The sequence below is a fragment of the Psychrobacter sp. PSP genome, from assembly GCF_024085615.1.
GTDB lineage: Bacteria > Pseudomonadota > Gammaproteobacteria > Pseudomonadales > Moraxellaceae > Psychrobacter > Psychrobacter pacificensis.
On record NZ_JABLTF010000019.1, the window covers coordinates 82,341 to 100,684 of the forward strand.

Below are 18,344 nucleotides of genomic sequence, written 5' to 3' on the forward strand. Positions count from 1 at the left end.
GCGGTGTTAGTTTGGTTGTTTGGCTGGCTTGGCCAGTATTATACACCGTTTTCTGCGGTTTCTTCATTGACGTTGCGAGCGCTGCTTGCGGTTATCACAGCGCTTGTGTTTAGTATGTTTTTTGGTGGGCGGGTCATTCAGCATCTGCGTGCGCTCAAATACGGTCAGGCCATTCGCAATGATGGGCCGCAATCGCATTTGGTCAAGACTGGTACGCCAACCATGGGCGGGGTATTGATTCTCAGTGCTATTGGGGTATCGACTCTGCTATGGGCACGTTTGAACAATCCTTATGTGTGGATTTTGCTCGTTGTTATGGTGATCTTCGGTGCTGTAGGGTGGGCGGATGATTGGCTCAAAATCAAGTATAAAGACCCTAAAGGTCTGATTGCGCGAAAGAAATATTTTTGGTTGTCGATGGGCGCATTATTCGTCGGCGTCTCTTTATACTACATCGCCACACTACAGCCGGATATCAACACCACTCGCGAGATGCAGGACTTGTTGATACCGATCTTTAAAGATTGGATGATTCCATTTTCGGCAGTACCTTTTGGTATTGGTTTTATTATCTTTACCTACTTTGTGATCAATGGTGCGTCCAATGCGGTTAACTTAACCGATGGCCTGGATGGCTTGGCAATCCTACCAGTAGTGCTTATCGCAGCAGGCTTGGGTGCGATGGCTTATGTGTCAGGCGATGTGCGCTTTGCGGATTATTTGCATGTTCCGTACATTCCCTATAACTCTGAAGTCATTATCGTTTGTGGTGCTATGGTCGGGGCGGGTCTTGGCTTTTTATGGTTCAATGCGCATCCTGCACAAGTATTTATGGGTGATGTGGGCGCGTTGGCACTGGGTGCGATGCTCGGTACAATTGCCGTGATGACGCGACAAGAGATTGCCTTTGCCATTATGGGTGGTCTATTTGTCGCTGAAGCGCTATCAGTAATGCTGCAAGTTGGCTCTTATAAATTGCGCAAAAAACGCGTTTTTCGTATGGCTCCCCTACATCATCATTTTGAAGAAATTGGCTGGAAAGAAACGCAAGTGGTGGCACGCTTTTGGATTATCGCCATCATTCTCGTCATCCTTGGGCTAATGACTTTGAAGCTGCGTTAGAAAAACAAGCCTCAAACATACCTAACTTTCCTGCTTAGAAGCCATCTCGATGATTATTGAGGTGGCTTTTTATCGTCTAAGCAACACGAAATTTGTTAAAATGTGGGTCATATTGCTATGACGTTGAGATACCTGTGTCCTTATTTATTTGCCCACTTTGCCAGTCGCCACTACAGCCTGCCGCAGATACTTGGCGCTGTGACGGTAGTTTGCACCCCAAAAACACCTCACACCCTTTTGATGTGGCTCGCCAAGGTTACGTCAACCTGTTGCCTGTACAGCAGAAGAAATCAAAAGCACCTGGCGACAGTCAAGACTCTATCAATGCCCGTAAGCGATTTTTGAGTCATGGTCACTATGGGCCGTTACAGAATCTGATTAGCCAAAAGATGGCAGCGCTACTGTCAAAAAGTGAGGCCATAGAGGAGCAGGATACTCAGTCTGTGAATTGGCTTGATATTGGCTGCGGCGAGGGCTACTACACGCAGGCAATGGCACAACTGGGCTCAGGTATTATTGATAACTTACTCGCAGCGGATATCAGCAAACCTGCATTGGTGGAATTGGCTAAAGTGAGTAAAGCGGCAGGTCGTCTTTGGTATCAGCGCAATAATACTAACGCTGCCAAAACAACGGTGATTTATCCGTTAGTGACCAGCGCCGCGCATCTACCGTTACGCTCTCATAGTGTGACGGGTATTAGCAGTATTTTTAGTCCTATTTTACCTGAAGCGTTCGCTGAGGTATTGGCCGATGATGGTTATTTAATCATTGCCAAACCAGATGCCGGACACTTGGCGACGATGCGAGATGCCTTATTCGATGATGTGCGTGAGCATGATTCTGATAAGTTTTTACACGAGTTGGCGCCATACTTTACGTTGATGGGGACTGACCATGTTAGTACAGAGATGACATTATCAGCGGATGATTTGGCTGATTTAATGACCATGACCCCGTATGCCTACCGCGCACGTAGTGAAAAAAGACAAGCGTTACTGGAGCTTAGTAAGCACGCGCCATTTAATACAGAGGCCAAGTTTGTGGTTTATATTTTGCAAAAAAAGGCGTCCAGTTGAGAGCCTTTTAATATTTTTGTTACGGCATCCACTAATCAGTATTCTTGTAGTAGCCAACCGCTACCAAAGGCAAAATACTCTCGAAACCATGCATTGTAGCGAATAGACAGTGGGGTTGGGCTGGCAAGCGTGATTGGTTGCGTATAACCTTGATGGAGGGCAATGGCGGCTGCGCGGATGGTATGAAAGTCGCTGGTGACAATCGCAATCGGTACCTCTTTATCAATACCATGCTGTTCAAGTATGATTTGGCTGTACGCCAAATTCTCCTCAGTACTGGTACTTTTCCCTTCTTGATAGATACGATCTAGTGGAATGTCATGTGCTTGCGCCAAGTAAGTCGCCATGATGTCCGCCTCACTGCGCGTGTGCTCATAGCCCACACCGCCACTGGTAATAATCAATGCCTGTGGTTGCTGCTCGATCAGTGTTGCTGCCGTATCTAAGCGACTAGCTAAGGTAGGGGTCGGCTTGCCATCGACCGTCCCAGAACCGAGTACAATAATAGCTGCTACAGGTGGCAAATCTTGTTTGCCCTGGGCAATCTGCTGCTGCAATGAATAAACAAAGAGCAAAAAGCTTATGAACCATAACCCAAACGCTAGCCACAATCCGTACCAAATACGTCGCAGTAAAGGATTCTTAGCAAGTATTTTTATAATTAAAGGAGCACCTAGTCCATGCCCTACAAAAACCACGCCTATCAAAAAAGGCAGCACTGTACCAAAATTAACCTTATCTACGGCCATCAGAGCAGTACAGTCAATGATGAGTATGGATCCAAGCGCTATCAATACGATACGTAATAATCCAAACATAAATTTTTTATCCTGTCAGCACTGATAGATCAATCACGCTTTTTATATAAGTGTCAAACATTCAGCATCAAATATTAAACGCTACAGCCACATCAACAGCGACCAAAAGCGTTATACATACTTCTAGGTCTGCCCGTCTATTTACACCAGTGGCACAACTATTCAACTGTCTGCAGTTTAGTGGACGAATATGCCAAATAACGGTAACAATCGCAACCTTTCTTCAAGTTTCATAAAGCTACTTAATACGAGAACCAGTTATCATTTTCTTTGTCGATAGAGCGATGCTTTATCGTAATACTTCATAAGGTATCTTTAATCATCATTTATTGATATGAATTACATTAGGAAAAAACAATGAAAAAGATAATAGTAAGTTCGATTTTAGCCGCTACCGCTTGTTTATCTATGGTTGGTCAAGCCAACGCTGCACCTGACTACTCAAAGTCTCATGCCGCTCAAGTACAGCATCAAAAGCATGATGCTAAAGCCAAAGTAGGTAGTAAACATAAAGTTGTCAAAAACAAGGCAAAGGTATCACAGCAAAAAGCAAAAATAGTGGCTGCCAAGCATAAAGCACAAGAAAAGCATCAAGACAAATATCAGGGCAAATATAAAAACGATAAACAAAGCAAAAACGACTACAGACACCGCTCTTAAAAGTGATATCTGATTATTTAAAAATGACGCCCTAAGTAGGCGTCATTTTTATGTGCAATGGTTTGGCTAGTAGTTGTGATATATCTGGTCTTGTATCTCTATTTGAAGAGATATTACGGTTTAGCAGATATGCAAAACGCTCACACCTTAACGTTTCTTAAACTTTCATCAAGCTACTTAACATAGGAACTGGCTATGATAAGAGGCAGTATTAACATCGTCTGCGCGCGCTAGTTATCTCAAGTAGTGCTTTTCAATCAAACCAGTGATGTTAAATATTCATTGACTGTCCTAAATAATCATCTTAAAAATCGACTGAGAGCGCCCATGAGACAAACCTTGTTCGTACTATTTATCACCTTATTCAGTGTAATAGGCTACTTAGCCAACGCGATGGTACCAAGCATTGCTTTTGCAGAAGCAGTAAACGCGACTCCAAAACCAGTCAAGTCTGCTGAAACGAAAAAAATCAGACGAGACTGCCGCATAAATTTGGGGTTGAACAAGTTACATATGAATCTAAGTGACAGTGAAAAAGAAGCAATAAAGAGATGTATAGGCAGTAAACAGCTGTAGGTTTAGATATTAGCAGCAATAGAGCAGTGATATGAGCCAGCAATATTCTTTATTGGTGGTTTTTTTTGATAGATAGGATAAAAATCACCATTTAGGCAGCATTAGACGATCAGACTGACAGTCTTACTGTTAAGGTGTCTGGATTTTATTTAGGATAGAGTATGACAGTACAGAAAAACTAGTGCGTTTCTCAGAATAGATAAGATTGGCGGTGAAGGAGGGATTCGAACCCTCGATACGCGATTAACGTATACACACTTTCCAGGCGTGCGGTTTCAGCCACTCACCCACTTCACCGTTTTTTGAACGCCTAAGTATAGCGGATACCATTTAAAATGTCACGACTTGCGCGCTATCTTTCTTTATTGCTAACTGCCTGCTAGGATAGCAGATACGCAATGATGAGTATAAATGGTTGAAGATTGAATGATAAGTTTCCGTGAGCGCACATATGGACTTAAACACAGCATACTAATGACTGTCATGACAGTTGCAATAGGTATCACTCAGGCGCATGCTGATGATTTCACGCAGTGTAGCCAGTCCTTTTATGGTGGTATCTATCCTGAATTTACCAACACCAAGCTAAGTAATCAAACACAAACACTATGCATGGATGGCTTTGCCGTTATGTACTCTGGTGTATCACGGACACCGCTCTGGTCAGCAGAACATCTAGATCGCACACGTCTGCAGCAAGCCAAACAGATCGACCGCGAAGACAGTTTTCACGAAGAAAGCAAGCTCCCAGAATCAGCACGCGCGTCATTAACTGACTATTCAGGTTCTGGTTATGATCGCGGACACCTAGCACCAAATGCCAATATGGCAACGCGCAGCCAACAGTATGATAGCTTCAGTCTGGCCAATATCGCGCCGCAGTCGCCGCGCAATAATCGTTATATTTGGCGCAATATCGAATCGGCAACTCGCTATTTGACCCAGCAATACGGTGAGGTTTATACCATTACTGGCGTCGCATTTACCAATACTAAGACCAAGCAGCTTGCCAATCGTGTGCTTGTACCCAGCCATTTTTTCAAAGCAGTGTATATACCCGCGACCAATCAGGCAGGGGTATATTACGCACCAAATGACGAATCTGAACGCATTGATGTTATTAGTATCGATGAGCTGACCGCTGAAACCGGTATCGATGTCTTGCCGATGTTGGACATTCAAACTAAGCGAGAAGCATTGGATTTGCCATTGAAGGCAGGGGAGAGTTCAGACACAACTGATGCGCCAGCTCAGGAGCCGGATTGGATGCTATTCGTCTGGGCTATTTTGGAGTGGTTACTTTCGCAGTTAAAGGCATAGAGCAAAACGTAGAATACTTTTTGAGTTTTAAATACACCATAAGGATGCACACATGATTGACCCATTCGCCAATGATCACCAAAGCATGCAGGTTGGTGATCTTGTTATTGAAAACCAAAAGGACAAAATCATCATCTATGGTGATCTAGACCTGACTTTGGATGCATCCGGATATGAACACGCTCAGCAATTGCATGAGCTAATGAGTCGGGTCATAAACACATTTGAAAGTAAAAACCTTTATAATAATAATGATGATAAGTCAAAGGAAAATGATGACCAATTCGGCAAAGATATCGACAATCCCTTCTTGTAAGTCTTTGATATGGTTTTATTTTATAGAAATAATAAAGTATAAAAAAATTACTAGGCAAAGTCGGAAAATTGATTATAATGAGTCAAGACATCGCTTATGTCGCTCAAAATCTTTGACAAAGAGTTATGAGCAATATCGATAACCTACGCTTTATAAGTAGAGAGTCGCAAAGCTTGTAATAAAAGATTCTAGCAAAGGATAAGCATAGGACATCAGAAACATAATGTTTCGAGCAATCATTGTATGAAGGGAGTCAATCTATGAAATTATTTACAAAAACCACGTTAGCCGTTGCTGGTATTGGTATTGCTAGTATGGCATTTGCTGCTGACCCATTAGCCAATACGACTTGGCAGACATATGATGAAGGCAAGCCAAAAGGTACGGTAAAAATTACTGAGTCAAATGGGGTACTGACAGGTACGCTCATTGCTACTAACTCAGCCAAAGGCAAAAAGCATATAGGCAAGACCATTATTAGAGGTCTAAAATCTGATGGCGGCGGTAAATACAGCGGTGGTACGATTACTGATCCTGAAAAAGGCAAAGATTATCGTATGACGGCAAATCTAAGTGGTAATACTTTGAAGCTAAGAGGCTATATTGGTCCATTCTCTCGTAGCCAAGAGTGGAAAAAGAAATAAGTCGATCAAGTAGTTTTTTATCAGATCTGTACTTAATAGATAAAATCCCGCACTACCGAAAGGTACTGCGGGATTTTTTATGTTTTATATTTTATTGTATCAGTAAGGGGAGGTTACTCAATAAAATAATAAACGCTGACACTACGGTAAGTAGTATCAGCGTATCGAACGATAGGGTTTAGACTATTAAGAGATCTTATCTGATAAATTCTGGATAAGCTTCCATACCACACTCTGCAATATCAGCACCTTCGTACTCATCTTCTTCAGAGATACGGATACCGATGACAGCTTTGATGATGACCCAAACGATGAAGCTTGCAACAAATACCCAAGCAAAGATGGTCGCAGCGCCTGTAATCTGACCGATAAAGGTAGATGCTGGGTTGGTAATTGGTACGATTAGTAGACCAAACAGACCAACCACGCCATGAACTGAGATTGCACCCACTGGATCATCAATTTTGATTTTATCTAACGCTAAGATTGATAATACGACGATGACACCAGCGGCAACACCGAAAAGAGTGGCTTGTAGCGCAGAAGGGGTTGATGGCTCTGCAGTAATGGCGACTAGGCCGGCTAATGCACCGTTTAGGAGCATGGTTAGATCCGCTTTACCAAAGATGATACGAGCGATTAACAGAGCGCCTACAGCACCGCCAGCAGCAGCAGCATTGGTATTCAAAAAGACCATGGCAACAGAGTTGGCACTGGCGATATCGCCAAGTTTTAGTACTGAACCACCGTTGAAACCGAACCAACCCATCCATAGGATCAGCGTACCAAGCGCGGCTAGTGGAAGATTGGCGCCAGGAATCGCACGTATCTCACCGTTAGGACCGTATTTACCTTTACGGGGTCCTAGGAGTAATACACCTGCTAGAGCAGCAGCAGCGCCCGCCATATGGACGATACCAGAGCCTGCAAAGTCAGAGAAACCCATGTCACCTAGGTTAAATAATCCAAAGACATCGTTGCCGCCCCAAGTCCAACTGCCTTCTAATGGATAGATAACACCAGTCATGACAACAGCAAATAATAAGAAAGCCCATAGCTTCATACGCTCAGCAACAGCACCTGAAACGATTGACATACAGGTTGCTACAAAGACAACTTGAAAGAAAAAGTCCGAGGCTGCAGAGTAGACGGAGTCACCACTAAAGCCATTTTCGGCAGAGGCTGCTAACGCGTCTTCTACCAAGGTGTCGCCGCCTGCAATTCCGCTCAAGAACAGATCGCCACCATACATAATAGCGTAGCCGCATATCATGTACATGATACTGGCGGTTGCAAATAGCGCGACATTCTTAGTTAAGATTTCGACCGTGTTTTTTGATCGGACCAATCCGGCCTCTAACATAGTGAAGCCAGCTGCCATCCACATGACCAACGCCCCACAGATCAAAAAGTAAAACGTATCGAGCGCATACTGGAGCTCAAAGATTTGACTTTCCATTTAAATTCCCCTTGAATTTACAATATAGATATCGGTATGACCGATAGATAAAAATGCAGTAAGAGCCTTTCTCTATAAATCGATGTTTATAGATATGGCCTCAAATCTAGATAGCATCAGGTCCGGTTTCGCCCGTACGGATACGAATGACTTGCTCAAGCGCAGTGACGAAGATTTTGCCGTCACCAATCTTGCCAGTGCTAGCGATACGAGTGATTGCTTCAATAGCAGGTTCGACCATCTCGTCGATCACAGCGACTTCGACTTTTACCTTAGGTAAAAAGTCCACCACGTATTCTGCGCCGCGATAGAGCTCTGTGTGACCTTTTTGACGACCGAAACCTTTGACTTCAGTGACGGTAACACCTTTAACACCGATGTCAGAAAGCGCTTCACGCACATCGTCGAGCTTAAACGGTTTTAAGATCGCAGTGATTAGCTTCATAAAAAATTCCTTATTTGTGTGATGCCGCAGATTGATAGAGGCATTATAGTGCATCGTCGTATCTCTGCTTTGCTTACGATAAGTTATTCAAGAACTGTGCCAACCTACTCAAGGGGGAGGTAGAATTGGGTTTATTTATTCAAAAATAACCGCGGTTGCAACAGAGTATATGGGTGACGATGTAATGATGAGAGCCATCATTATAAACATAGTAAAAGCGAATCAACCTTTAGCGTTTGGTTAATGAAAACTTTATTATAACCAACTTTTTAGGTGCTTGGGGAGGCTATCCCTCTATTTCATGTGACGATTTGCTAACTTGAGTTTAGTAATAAAATGAACGTTTGATGACAGCTGATTAAAGCTAAATAGAGGAGAGGTCGCGGTAAGCGGCAGAGACCAAAAGAGTCATTGGTGCTCTGCGCTTATATAGATAGGCTATGTGTGTAGATAAAACGATGCTTAAGCCTTAGGAAAAAGGAGGTACGGTGTTTTGGTGCTGCCTAATAACTTCTTAGTATCGCTGCCTTGTAGCAACTCACGTAAACGCGATTGGCCAAACGCGCCTGTTATGAGTAGGCCGATATCGTTTTGGTTTTGGTAGTAATTTAAAGCCGCCGCAACATCACGGCAGTCTAATAATGTTTTTTTAGATTTGATACCTGCTTGCTTGAGCTTCGCGTATGCTTCACGTAGGGCGTCACAGTTATCAGAGGTTTCTTTACCGATCATGACAATATGAATGGTCAAGGCACGCACGAGCGGAGTTTTACACAACCAATTAAGTAACTTATGGCATGTTGGACTGTTGTCAAAAGCAAACAAAGCGGTAGTAGGGGGCAAAAATGGTGCATGTGTCACCAAAATGGGGCAGTGGCTGACTCTAATCAGTTGTCCTAATGTCGATTTGCACGTGACATGATGACCGATGACGATCAATTGTGCCTTGTCATCGACGTAATCGATACTCTGGTTCAGGTTTTCATGACGATGCAAGGTATAAGTTTTAAGCTTATGAGGCTTTTGCTCGCAATACGTGGTAGCTTGAGACAATAATAGTCTGCCCTGTGCTTTTAGCTCACAGTTGCCCAAATGCTCTTTGGTTGTGAACTGCTCAAGCAAGGCATTTTCATCATCGATATTGAGACAACCAGAATAATTGACCGCAGCTTTTTGCTGTAAGCTTGGGACTGAATGTAGCAGTCCTACAGGCGCGCGCAAGCGAATAGAAGCCCACATGCTGGCCTCTAATACAGCTTGAACATGATCAGGACAGTCCAAGCAAGCAATGACACTATCTGGTTTTAAGTTACTCATAAAACGGCCACATCATTCTAATCATCAAAATCAGCCACTCAGCGTAGGGCTAAGGCATCACGTACATACCCAACTCTTTTGACCAACGCAGCTGTCTATTTATCCATCTTATCCATCGATTCACAAAACCTTGCCATACAACCTTGCCATACATCAATGACAAGTTAGACGTAGATTTGCTTAATCTAATAAGCCAATATCTCGGCGATCGTGAATAGAGAAGCGGTCAATCAGTGTTCGACTCGCATTGTTGAGTCCTACCACTTTGACATTAATACCTTCACGTTGCAAGCGCATGACCAGCTTGTCCAAGGTATCAACAGCACTGATGTCCCAAAAATGTGCATGGCTGACGTCAATTTGAATGCTGTCTACCGCTTCTTTGGTATCAAAGCTATTCAAAAACTGCGTCGTAGAGGCAAAGAATACCTGTCCTTGAACATAATAATAACGGGTATTGCTACTATCATCGTACTCACTGAATATGGTTAAGAACTGACCAATCTTATTGGCAAATGCTAAGGCAGATAGCAACACGCCAACACCAACGCCATAAGCTAAGTTGTGCGTAAAGACAGTGGTCAATACCGTCGCTAGCATCACTATATTGAATGACATAGGGTGCGTTTTGAATTCGCGAATAGATTGCCAGTTAAACGTGCCAATCGATACCATAATCATGACAGCAACGAGGGCTGCCATCGGAATTTGGCTGACCCATTCACTCAAAAACACCACCATGATAAGCAGTACTACACCTGCGATCAAGGTAGAAAGGCGCGTGCGTCCACCGGATTTTACATTAATCATTGACTGACCAATCATCGCACAGCCTGCCATACCACCGAAGAAACCTGACACCACGTTAGCTATGCCTTGACCACGGCACTCTTTGTTCTTATCACTTGGCGTATCGGTCAGCTCATCGACAATCGTCGCAGTCATCATAGACTCTAATAAACCCACAATGGCAAGCGCAATAGAATAAGGAGCAATAATCAACAATGTATTTAGGTTTAATGGAATATCAGGCAATAAAAACACAGGCAACGAATCTGGCAAATCACCCATGTTACCGACGTTACGAATATCAAGATTCATATACATGGCGACCGCTGTCAAACCAACGATACAAATCAATGGAGAGGGAATCACACGGCCTATTTTAGGGATAAGTGGAAACAGATAAATAATTGCCAAACCCACAGCCGTCATGATATATACCGTCATACCGACACGTTCAGTCATGGGATTTAATTCTGGTAACTGGGCGGCGAATATCAATATTGCCAGTGCGTTGACAAAGCCAATGACGACTGAGCGCGAGACAAAGCGCATCAAATTACCGAGCTTTAGGATGCCCATGACGACCTGAATGACGCCGCACAATAAGGTCGCAGCCAGTAAATACCGCAAACCATGATCGGCAACCAAATCAACCATGACTAAGGCCATAGCACCCGTTGCTGCCGAAATCATACCTGGACGACCACCGACAAAACTAATCACGACCGCGATACAGAATGAGGCATATAGGCCGACTTTTGGATCAACACCTGCGATAATAGAAAAGGCAATGGCTTCTGGAATAAGCGCCAAGGCGACAACCAAGCCCGATAAAACGTCACCGCGAACGTTGGAGAACCACTCGTCACGCAAGTTATCAACAAAAGATATCATAAGTAAACTACATAGGGTTAGAGGCAAAAAAAGTAATCATTACTCATTTATAAAATGATCGTGTCACTAAAAATAGCTATTCATTTTTCTTTTACGTCAACATGCACAGGTCATGTTGCCGTGTTGGAATGTGAAAGGTCAATCATAAGTATGTCTACTGATTTTTTTGGTATCACAAATACGCTCATCAATATTCAAAAAGATGATAAGAGCAATAAAACTACCTAAAATATGGTTTGAACCAGATTGCTTAAAATAGGCTATAAAAAAGGCCTATCGTAAGACATAGAATCAGCAATCACTTGCTGCAGTAGAGGGTAATCAATAATCTGCCAGAAAAGAATGCGGGTCTGACATCCCATTGTGACACTTGAATCATTGCTAAAGAGACGTGACAATAGCGCGATTAATGTGACAACATGATAAACTAAAATGCTTGGGTGAACTGCTTTATCATATAGCAATGTCACGCATCAATTAAGTTAGCTATTATAGCATTAGCCACTGAATATAAAAATAGGCGAATAATAGCACAAACACATAAAAAATCAGTACCGAAATCTGAACGATACCGTTATGATGCTTGTCATCTCGACGGTGTCATTTGGAGTCGCTATCCGCATCAGTGTGCTTGATGACATCTCGCTCGTTCAATAGAAGGAATAGATATGACCGCTCATAACGCAACAGAAACCTTGATCCACAAGGGTAATGGTCTACAGGTCGTGGTTGGTTTGGGACAGTCTGGGTTATCGGTCGCGCATTATCTTGCCAAACAAGGCTATCAAGTGGCGGTAACAGATGCACAGGTCGCGCCTACACTGGCAGCACAACTGCCAGATGAGATTGAGGTTCGTCAGTTTGGTAACATTGATGCAGAATTATTGCAGCAAGCTGCCCGCATTATTATCAGTCCTGGTATCTCGCTTGACACACCTGCCATTGCAGCAGCTCGTCACGCAAATATTCCCGTCGTCAGCGACATTCAGCTTTTTTGTGAGGCTTGTACGGTGCCGATCGTGGCGATCACAGGCTCCAATGCCAAAAGCACCGTGACCACCTTAGTGGGGCAAATGGCAGCAGACGCTGGTATCAATGTGGGTGTGGGCGGCAACATAGGGATACCGGCACTCACTTTGCTGGATAATACGAACATGGAGCTGGCGGTGCTAGAACTATCTAGCTTTCAACTAGAAACCGTCACAAACTTGGGGGCAAAGGTTGCTACTGTCCTCAATATGTCGCCAGATCATCTCGATCGCCATGGTGATATGCTGGGCTACCATCAGGCCAAACATCGTATTTTCCAAGGCGCTAAGTCCGTCGTCATCAACCGTGAGGATGCACTCACCCGTCCATTGGTTGCAGACAATCTGCCAAGGATCAGTACTGGCATCCATGCGCCTGACAAAGGACAGTACGGCCTGATAACAGATGGGGAAGGTCAAACATTTATTGCGCGTGGTACAGAAAGGTTACTGTCCGCAGACAAACTGTTGATGAAAGGACGTCATAATCTGCTAAACGCGCAAGCAGCTTTAGCGCTCGGTGAGCTTGCAGGTTTGCCCCTTGAGAGTATGCTCGAAACGTTACAGCAATTCACAGGTCTTGAGCATCGCTGCCAGTATGTAGGGAGCTTTGCTAATATCGACTATTTTGATGATTCTAAAGGCACCAATATTGGCTCGACCATGGCTGCTATCGAAGGGCTAGGCGCGGTCTATGCACCAAAAGATGGTAAGCTATTATTGATTTTAGGCGGGCAAGGTAAAGGCCAGCAGTTTGGCGAGTTGACGCCCTTTATCAATCAGTATGTCAGCCAAGTGCTGTTTATTGGTGAGGATGGCAAGCAGATTGAGCAGCATTTACGCGCCGCCAAGATCAGCGACGATGTCGCATTGCATCAATGCCAAACATTAGAAAACGCCTTTGTCACTATTCAGCAAGTCACTGCCAGCAGCCTATCGCAAGTGCAAGCGGTATTGTTGTCACCTGCCTGTGCCAGTTTTGATCAATACAGTGGTTATGCGGCTCGCGGTGAGCATTTCAGTCGATTGGTTGCTCAGTTAGACACGGCACAATCAGACAGCACGATTATCAGTTAAAAGTTTTAAATGGCTATGGGCTCGAACAGATTAGCTTAGATAGTGTAGTAGCATGTGAGTTACTTATTAACCAAAGCAGCATTTCTCGTATAAATGATTGTTTTGCTTATAAATTGCTGCTACTGTCGATCGTAATGACTCTGGTTGCTAGATAAATGATTGCTCAAGCATTTTTTGATGATTGAGGGTTTTTATCATCGTCTATCTAGTAAGATTTACTTTATGATTTTTTAAACGGTGGCGTTTCATAGACGTCGTGTTTTTTCGTTTGTTAGTGTATATAAAATTATGGCGCTCTCTTCTTTTTTTCGTTCTTCGCCCAAAACCAAGCAAGCCTCTGGCTCAGATGGTGTGCTTTCTATGCCATCAGCGCGCGCAATTTTACTATCGAGCGTAGGTTGCATGATGGTACTTAGTCTGCTGATGGTGGCTTCTGCTTCTATTCCTTTTGCGCTCAGTCGCGGTATGACGGAGCTGTATTTTTTCAATAATCAGCTACTTTACATGACGATTGGGTTAATCGTCGCCATTATCCCTTATTATGGTGTGTCGTTACGGACGCTATATAAGACTGAAACGCAGTTTCTTTTGTTGGGTATTACTGGTATTTTGCTGGTGGCAACGCTGTTTAGTACACCCATTAACGGCTCTAAGCGCTGGCTCACGCTGGGAGACTTTAACTTTCAGGTAGCCGAGTTGGCTAAGCTTGTCATGATTGTGTTTGTCTCTGATTTTGTGGTGCGCCGCTCTTTTGAGGTTCGTAATGGCCTAGACGGCTTTTTACGCATTATGCTAGTGGTGGTACTGATAACGATACTGCTATTGTCGCAGCCAGATTTTGGTTCTTTTGTCGTTATTTTGGGGACGCTATTTGCGATTTTTTATATCGCTGGAGCACCTTATAAGCATTTCTTAGCATTGGGTGCGGCAGCCGTTGGTGGCGCAGTGTTGATGGTGACCACGGCAGAGTATCGATTGGTACGTGTGATGTCGTTCATGGATCCGTTTGATGATGTGCAGGATACCGATTATCAGCTGGCACGTAGTCTGATTGCTTTTGGCCGTGGACAGTTTACCGGGGTTGGTTATGGCGAAAGCGTGCAAAAACTGTCGCATTTGCCTGAGGCGCATACTGACTTTTTATTGGCGATTACGGGTGAAGAATTGGGTTTTGTTGGTGTCAGTATGGTATTGATACTTGAAGCATTGATTATCGGTAGTGCGATGCGTATCAGTTACAACGCGCTAAAACGTCGCCAAATGCGCATGAGCTATACCGCGTTCGGTATCGGTGTGGTGTTTATTGCGCAGACGATTATTAATGCGGCGATGAACATGGGTGCCATTCCTACCAAAGGTCTCACCATGCCATTCTTTAGTTATGGCGGTTCTTCAATGTTGATTAGCTTGATGATGGTGGCTTTATTATTAAAAATATATAAAGAAAGTCCTGAGATTGAAAAGAGCCAATGCCGCTACTACTAAAAAGTTTAAATTAGTCTATACATTCTATGATCAAGCACTAAAAAAGCGCCGCAAACAGTGGCGCTTTTTGCTATCTATTTTTTTTGTGAGTTGCTTTTTAGTTATCTTCAATAAGGCGAATTCAACTGCTGCTTCCCTCGTAGCGGCGTATTGTCCCATTGAGCAATTGCTTGCTTGAGCATATTGGCTGGTGTGTCGATATCGACCTTTGGTTGCTGGAGTAGCTCTAATCCATGAGTAATGAGACGGCTTGGGTCTGAGGTATCAATTGGCTGCGCAAGATTTTGCTTAGAGAGCTTTTGACCGTCAGCATTATTGATTAATGGTAAATGATACCAATGGTCGATGGTTGGCAGTTGTGCCGCCTGCATGATACTGATCTGTGCTGTGGTCATGGGTAAAATGTCCAAACCACGCATGATATGAGTTACCTGTTGTAGGCCGTCATCAATGCTGGCTGCCAGTATATAATTGATCATACCGTCTTGACGACGAGCCACCATATCTCCTAGTGTCTGCTGCGGATTGTCCCATTGCAGTCCTTGGATACCATCGTGAAAGCCAATTTTATAGTCTGGCAGCTGTATACGTAATTTATGCTGTTGCCTATCAAGGCCAGATGCAACACAGCGTCGTGGGTAACGCTGTCTGTTTGGCTGCGTTTGATTGCATGGTTGTGTTAAGTTAGCATTATTGTGATGTCTATTAATTTCCTCTTGCGCCCAATATTGCTCTAGGTATTTGCGTGAGCACTGGCAGCCGTAGGTCAATGGGCGTAACGATGAAGACAAGTATTCGTTATAAATATCAATACGTTCAGACTGATAAATGACATCACCGTCCCAGTGCAACCCAAGCACCTCTAAGTCCATCAAAATCTGTTCAGTAAACTGTCTATCACAGCGCTCGGTGTCGGTATCTTCGATACGCAGCAGCCACTGTCCACCGAGCGATTTGATATGGCAAAAGCTTGCAAGTGCCGTGGTCAAAGAACCAAGGTGCAACTCACCCGTTGGTGAAGGGGCAAAGCGGCCAATAGGCTGGGATGATTTGGTGTGAGATGGCGTATCAGTAGGAATAGTTTTCACAATAAATGGCTATCGATAAAAATAATACAGATAGAATAATAAAAATCAGGTCCAAAAGATATTTATTAAATGAGATTGTTTCGTGAGCAAAGGCAACATTTCACCAACGCTCCCTCTACTTAACACAGAGTAGGGGGAGCGTTTGCGTGAAGAGGCAGTCATCTAAACGGTCGTCTAAAATGCAAAAAGCGACCACTCATAGGGTCGCTTTGTTTTACAGTCATCTTAGTTCTATCTGATTTAAGCGCCTTGGTTTTGGCGTTCTTTAATCTCAGACAAGGTCTTGCAGTCGATACATTGGGTTGCGGTTGGACGTGCTTCTAGACGGCGCAAACCGATTTCTACGCCACAAGTTTCACAAAATCCATAGTCATCATTTTCGATTTCCAATATGGATTTGTCGATTTTGCGGATAAGTTTGCGTTCACGGTCACGTGTGCGTAAAGCAAGGGCAAACTCTTCTTCTTGAGTGGCACGATCATTGATATCAGGCATGGCGCTTGATTCGTCTTGGATGTAGCTTTTGGTACGATCCGCTTCGCCAATCAGTTGGTTTTTCCATTCCAACAAAATCGCCTTAAAATGCTCTAACTGTGCATCAGACATATACTCTTCGTCTGGGGCTGGCACATAAGGAGTAAACTTGACTTCACTTGGATTTGTGGTCACGGTGCTCATATAGGTATCCTACTTTTTCAAATTAATTCAATAAAACGACGTATCAAAAGACAAGACGTTATCAGTTTTACAAACGCTATAATTTGTCCTTTTATCAAACGTTTTACCACTTGGTAACACAAGTAACACAGCTGATCAAATAATATCGTTATGCTGGTCTATCGGTATCGACACACCATTGCTTAGGTATACTGCGATGCAAAATTTTCGTTCAATAGCATGGCTGCAATCATGTGGTAAATGACTGACTGTGAAAAACGATTTTAGCTACTATATTGCTGACTAATGTGAGATATCAGGTCATTTCGCTTCATTTTACAAGTTGTATCATTGTTTTTAATAATAATGAAGTTATTTTTTATCCTGATCTCATTTTTGCTTAATCTACTCTCTAGTGCCACTTCAGTTAATAGGTGCTAAATCCTTGACGTGTAAGCGCTATAGCTATTTTATGCACCAATAAATATGGGCATTAAGTATCCAGTCTTTCAATCCAGCTTGCAACCTTTCCATTGTTGGCTAATTGCAACCAGCGGTAACCAGGCAAGCAAGCTTCATCGTAAGCAAAATCATGCGAATAAGGTTTAAATTGATAGCAGGTAGATGGTGTGCTATAAACAGTCACACCTTGACGATGACGAATCTGCTCTTGGTGAGTATGACCGCTAATGATTACCTGTAAATGCTCAAAAGGCGCCATATACTCCCAAAAAGTTTCAGCGTTTTGCGCCATATGGGTGTCAATCCAGTCAGAATCTACTGGGATGAGGTGATGGTGTAGGGCGATAAGCGCAGGCTTATCACATGCCTCAAGCCGTTTGCATAACCAATCAATATCTGTAGTGGTTATCTCACCTGCCACTTTCCCTGTGATAGACGAGTCTAATAACAGTAGCTGCCAGTGATCACTCTCAATGATGTGCCGACTGAGTAAGCGTGAGTCAGCAGGCTGGGCAATGAGTGTCCGCTGAAAAAACGGCAAGTCTTCACCATTCTCATCAGTCACATCGTGATTGCCAGCGATACATACAAAAGGAATTTGAGTTGCCTGTAGTACGGCAAAAATATGGTCATAGGTGGCGGGCTTTACTTTACTGACCAGATCGCCAGTCACGATAATCAAATCACAGCGAATATCTTCACTCAGTGCTTGCTGCAGTACAGCTTCAAAATTACGCTGACAATCACCCACTTCATTGACATGACTACTGTCAGTATCAGCAGCGACAGGCGTAGATAGATGCAAATCAGTGATTTGTAAAATATTTATCTGTTCATCGGACGTGCTGATTTTATTGACGGGATAGTTCGGCATTGGGTCGGTCCCTTATCGAATCAAAACAATGGTCATTGTGAGAACGAATATGGATAAATGATCTACTATTTTCAAAATTATATTAGGGCGTGTTGAACATTCGACCATGGCACTGACAGCGACTATTTTTTAGGCGATTCGATGTTAAAAATAATAAGTTTAGTCATTCTAAGCGCTTATTTTTAACGATGAAGCGGCAAAAAAGAGTCCTGTCCCCTGCTTTTATCGTTGGGACTG

16 protein-coding genes and 1 tRNA gene are annotated in these 18,344 nt (G+C 43.5%); 8 read left to right on the forward strand and 9 right to left on the reverse strand.

The genetic code is table 11. The features are described from left to right. Positions 1-3: 3 nt before the first annotated feature. Together mraY and HL061_RS09230 are read left to right on the forward strand one after the other, a co-directional pair. On the forward strand, positions 4-1,122 hold the full coding sequence (gene mraY / locus HL061_RS09225; RefSeq protein WP_071002759.1) for a phospho-N-acetylmuramoyl-pentapeptide-transferase: 1,119 nt from the start codon (positions 4-6) through the stop codon (positions 1,120-1,122). Between the two features lie 128 nt (positions 1,123-1,250). Then, positions 1,251-2,201 (forward strand): putative RNA methyltransferase, encoded by a 951-nt coding sequence (locus HL061_RS09230; RefSeq protein ID WP_071003737.1) that lies wholly within the window; start codon positions 1,251-1,253, stop codon positions 2,199-2,201. 35 nt (positions 2,202-2,236) lie between these two features. Here the strand turns inward: HL061_RS09230 and HL061_RS09235 are convergent, their stop codons facing one another. After that, positions 2,237-3,019 carry a YdcF family protein gene (locus tag HL061_RS09235; RefSeq protein WP_071002760.1) on the reverse strand — a complete coding sequence of 261 codons (783 nt, stop codon included), beginning with the start codon at positions 3,017-3,019 and terminating at the stop codon, positions 2,237-2,239. A 357-nt stretch (positions 3,020-3,376) separates the two neighbouring features. On the opposite strand from HL061_RS09235, the gene HL061_RS09240 reads away from it, so the two are divergent. Then, positions 3,377-3,679 (forward strand): hypothetical protein, encoded by a 303-nt coding sequence (locus tag HL061_RS09240; protein ID WP_071002761.1) that lies wholly within the window; start codon positions 3,377-3,379, stop codon positions 3,677-3,679. A 782-nt stretch (positions 3,680-4,461) separates the two neighbouring features. On the opposite strand, the gene HL061_RS09245 is transcribed toward HL061_RS09240, so the two are convergent. Next, a tRNA-Ser gene (locus tag HL061_RS09245) sits at positions 4,462-4,552 on the reverse strand. Positions 4,553-4,738: 186 nt separating this feature from the next. Between HL061_RS09245 and HL061_RS09250 the strand changes: the two genes are divergently transcribed. The 3 genes from HL061_RS09250 to HL061_RS09260 all read left to right on the forward strand — a co-directional run bounded on the left by HL061_RS09250 (position 4,739) and on the right by HL061_RS09260 (position 6,535). Beyond that, the gene (locus tag HL061_RS09250; RefSeq protein ID WP_227517136.1) at positions 4,739-5,575 is read left to right on the forward strand and encodes a DNA/RNA non-specific endonuclease; all 837 of its coding nucleotides are present in this window, start codon (positions 4,739-4,741) and stop codon (positions 5,573-5,575) included. 52 nt (positions 5,576-5,627) lie between these two features. Then, on the forward strand, positions 5,628-5,891 hold the full coding sequence (locus HL061_RS09255; protein ID WP_071002788.1) for a hypothetical protein: 264 nt from the start codon (positions 5,628-5,630) through the stop codon (positions 5,889-5,891). Positions 5,892-6,151: 260 nt separating this feature from the next. Beyond that, a complete protein-coding gene (locus tag HL061_RS09260; RefSeq protein ID WP_071002789.1) occupies positions 6,152-6,535 on the forward strand; it encodes a DUF2147 domain-containing protein in 384 nt (127 codons plus the stop codon). A gap of 196 nt (positions 6,536-6,731) precedes the next feature. Here the strand turns inward: HL061_RS09260 and HL061_RS09265 are convergent, their stop codons facing one another. From HL061_RS09265 to HL061_RS09280, 4 genes are all read right to left on the reverse strand, one after another. Beyond that, on the reverse strand, positions 6,732-7,994 hold the full coding sequence (locus tag HL061_RS09265; protein ID WP_071002790.1) for an ammonium transporter: 1,263 nt from the start codon (positions 7,992-7,994) through the stop codon (positions 6,732-6,734). 106 nt (positions 7,995-8,100) lie between these two features. After that, positions 8,101-8,439 (reverse strand): P-II family nitrogen regulator, encoded by a 339-nt coding sequence (locus tag HL061_RS09270; protein WP_010197981.1) that lies wholly within the window; start codon positions 8,437-8,439, stop codon positions 8,101-8,103. Between the two features lie 462 nt (positions 8,440-8,901). Beyond that, on the reverse strand, positions 8,902-9,756 hold the full coding sequence (locus HL061_RS09275) for a universal stress protein (RefSeq protein ID WP_071002791.1): 855 nt from the start codon (positions 9,754-9,756) through the stop codon (positions 8,902-8,904). A 180-nt stretch (positions 9,757-9,936) separates the two neighbouring features. Continuing rightward, positions 9,937-11,436, reverse strand: a complete 1,500-nt coding sequence (locus tag HL061_RS09280; RefSeq protein WP_071002792.1) for a SulP family inorganic anion transporter — start codon at positions 11,434-11,436, stop codon at positions 9,937-9,939. Between the two features lie 668 nt (positions 11,437-12,104). Here HL061_RS09280 and murD point away from each other — a divergent pair. Both murD and HL061_RS09290 read left to right on the forward strand, forming a co-directional pair. Then, on the forward strand, positions 12,105-13,541 hold the full coding sequence (gene murD / locus HL061_RS09285; protein ID WP_071002793.1) for a UDP-N-acetylmuramoyl-L-alanine--D-glutamate ligase: 1,437 nt from the start codon (positions 12,105-12,107) through the stop codon (positions 13,539-13,541). A 288-nt stretch (positions 13,542-13,829) separates the two neighbouring features. Further along, the gene (locus tag HL061_RS09290) at positions 13,830-15,026 is read left to right on the forward strand and encodes a putative peptidoglycan glycosyltransferase FtsW (RefSeq protein WP_201587447.1); all 1,197 of its coding nucleotides are present in this window, start codon (positions 13,830-13,832) and stop codon (positions 15,024-15,026) included. Positions 15,027-15,133: 107 nt separating this feature from the next. Here HL061_RS09290 and gluQRS read toward each other — a convergent pair whose 3' ends face one another. The 3 genes from gluQRS to HL061_RS09305 all read right to left on the reverse strand — a co-directional run bounded on the left by gluQRS (position 15,134) and on the right by HL061_RS09305 (position 18,107). Then, positions 15,134-16,117, reverse strand: coding sequence for a tRNA glutamyl-Q(34) synthetase GluQRS (gene gluQRS, locus HL061_RS09295; protein WP_083328916.1), 984 nt, complete (start codon positions 16,115-16,117; stop codon positions 15,134-15,136). A gap of 237 nt (positions 16,118-16,354) precedes the next feature. Then, positions 16,355-16,792: an RNA polymerase-binding protein DksA gene (gene dksA / locus HL061_RS09300; protein WP_071002794.1), complete on the reverse strand. Its 438-nt coding sequence runs from the start codon at positions 16,790-16,792 to the stop codon at positions 16,355-16,357. Positions 16,793-17,264: 472 nt separating this feature from the next. Then, positions 17,265-18,107, reverse strand: a complete 843-nt coding sequence (locus HL061_RS09305; protein WP_071002795.1) for a metallophosphoesterase — start codon at positions 18,105-18,107, stop codon at positions 17,265-17,267. Between the last annotated feature and the right edge of the window lie 237 nt (positions 18,108-18,344).

What these genes read in the sequence shown, in the direction of transcription:
- HL061_RS09260 (WP_071002789.1), top strand. Translation starts at nt 6,152, where the DNA reads ATGAAATTATTTACAAAAACCACGTTAGCCGTTGCTGGTATTGGTATT.
- HL061_RS09270 (WP_010197981.1), bottom strand. Translation starts at nt 8,439, where the DNA reads ATGAAGCTAATCACTGCGATCTTAAAACCGTTTAAGCTCGACGATGTG.
- HL061_RS09275 (WP_071002791.1), bottom strand. Translation starts at nt 9,756, where the DNA reads ATGAGTAACTTAAAACCAGATAGTGTCATTGCTTGCTTGGACTGTCCT.
- HL061_RS09250 (WP_227517136.1), top strand. Translation starts at nt 4,739, where the DNA reads ATGACAGTTGCAATAGGTATCACTCAGGCGCATGCTGATGATTTCACG.
- HL061_RS09240 (WP_071002761.1), top strand. Translation starts at nt 3,377, where the DNA reads ATGAAAAAGATAATAGTAAGTTCGATTTTAGCCGCTACCGCTTGTTTA.
- HL061_RS09265 (WP_071002790.1), bottom strand. Translation starts at nt 7,994, where the DNA reads ATGGAAAGTCAAATCTTTGAGCTCCAGTATGCGCTCGATACGTTTTAC.
- dksA (WP_071002794.1), bottom strand. Translation starts at nt 16,792, where the DNA reads ATGAGCACCGTGACCACAAATCCAAGTGAAGTCAAGTTTACTCCTTAT.
- murD (WP_071002793.1), top strand. Translation starts at nt 12,105, where the DNA reads ATGACCGCTCATAACGCAACAGAAACCTTGATCCACAAGGGTAATGGT.
- HL061_RS09255 (WP_071002788.1), top strand. Translation starts at nt 5,628, where the DNA reads ATGATTGACCCATTCGCCAATGATCACCAAAGCATGCAGGTTGGTGAT.
- HL061_RS09305 (WP_071002795.1), bottom strand. Translation starts at nt 18,107, where the DNA reads ATGCCGAACTATCCCGTCAATAAAATCAGCACGTCCGATGAACAGATA.
- HL061_RS09235 (WP_071002760.1), bottom strand. Translation starts at nt 3,019, where the DNA reads ATGTTTGGATTATTACGTATCGTATTGATAGCGCTTGGATCCATACTC.
- HL061_RS09290 (WP_201587447.1), top strand. Translation starts at nt 13,830, where the DNA reads ATGGCGCTCTCTTCTTTTTTTCGTTCTTCGCCCAAAACCAAGCAAGCC.
- HL061_RS09280 (WP_071002792.1), bottom strand. Translation starts at nt 11,436, where the DNA reads ATGATATCTTTTGTTGATAACTTGCGTGACGAGTGGTTCTCCAACGTT.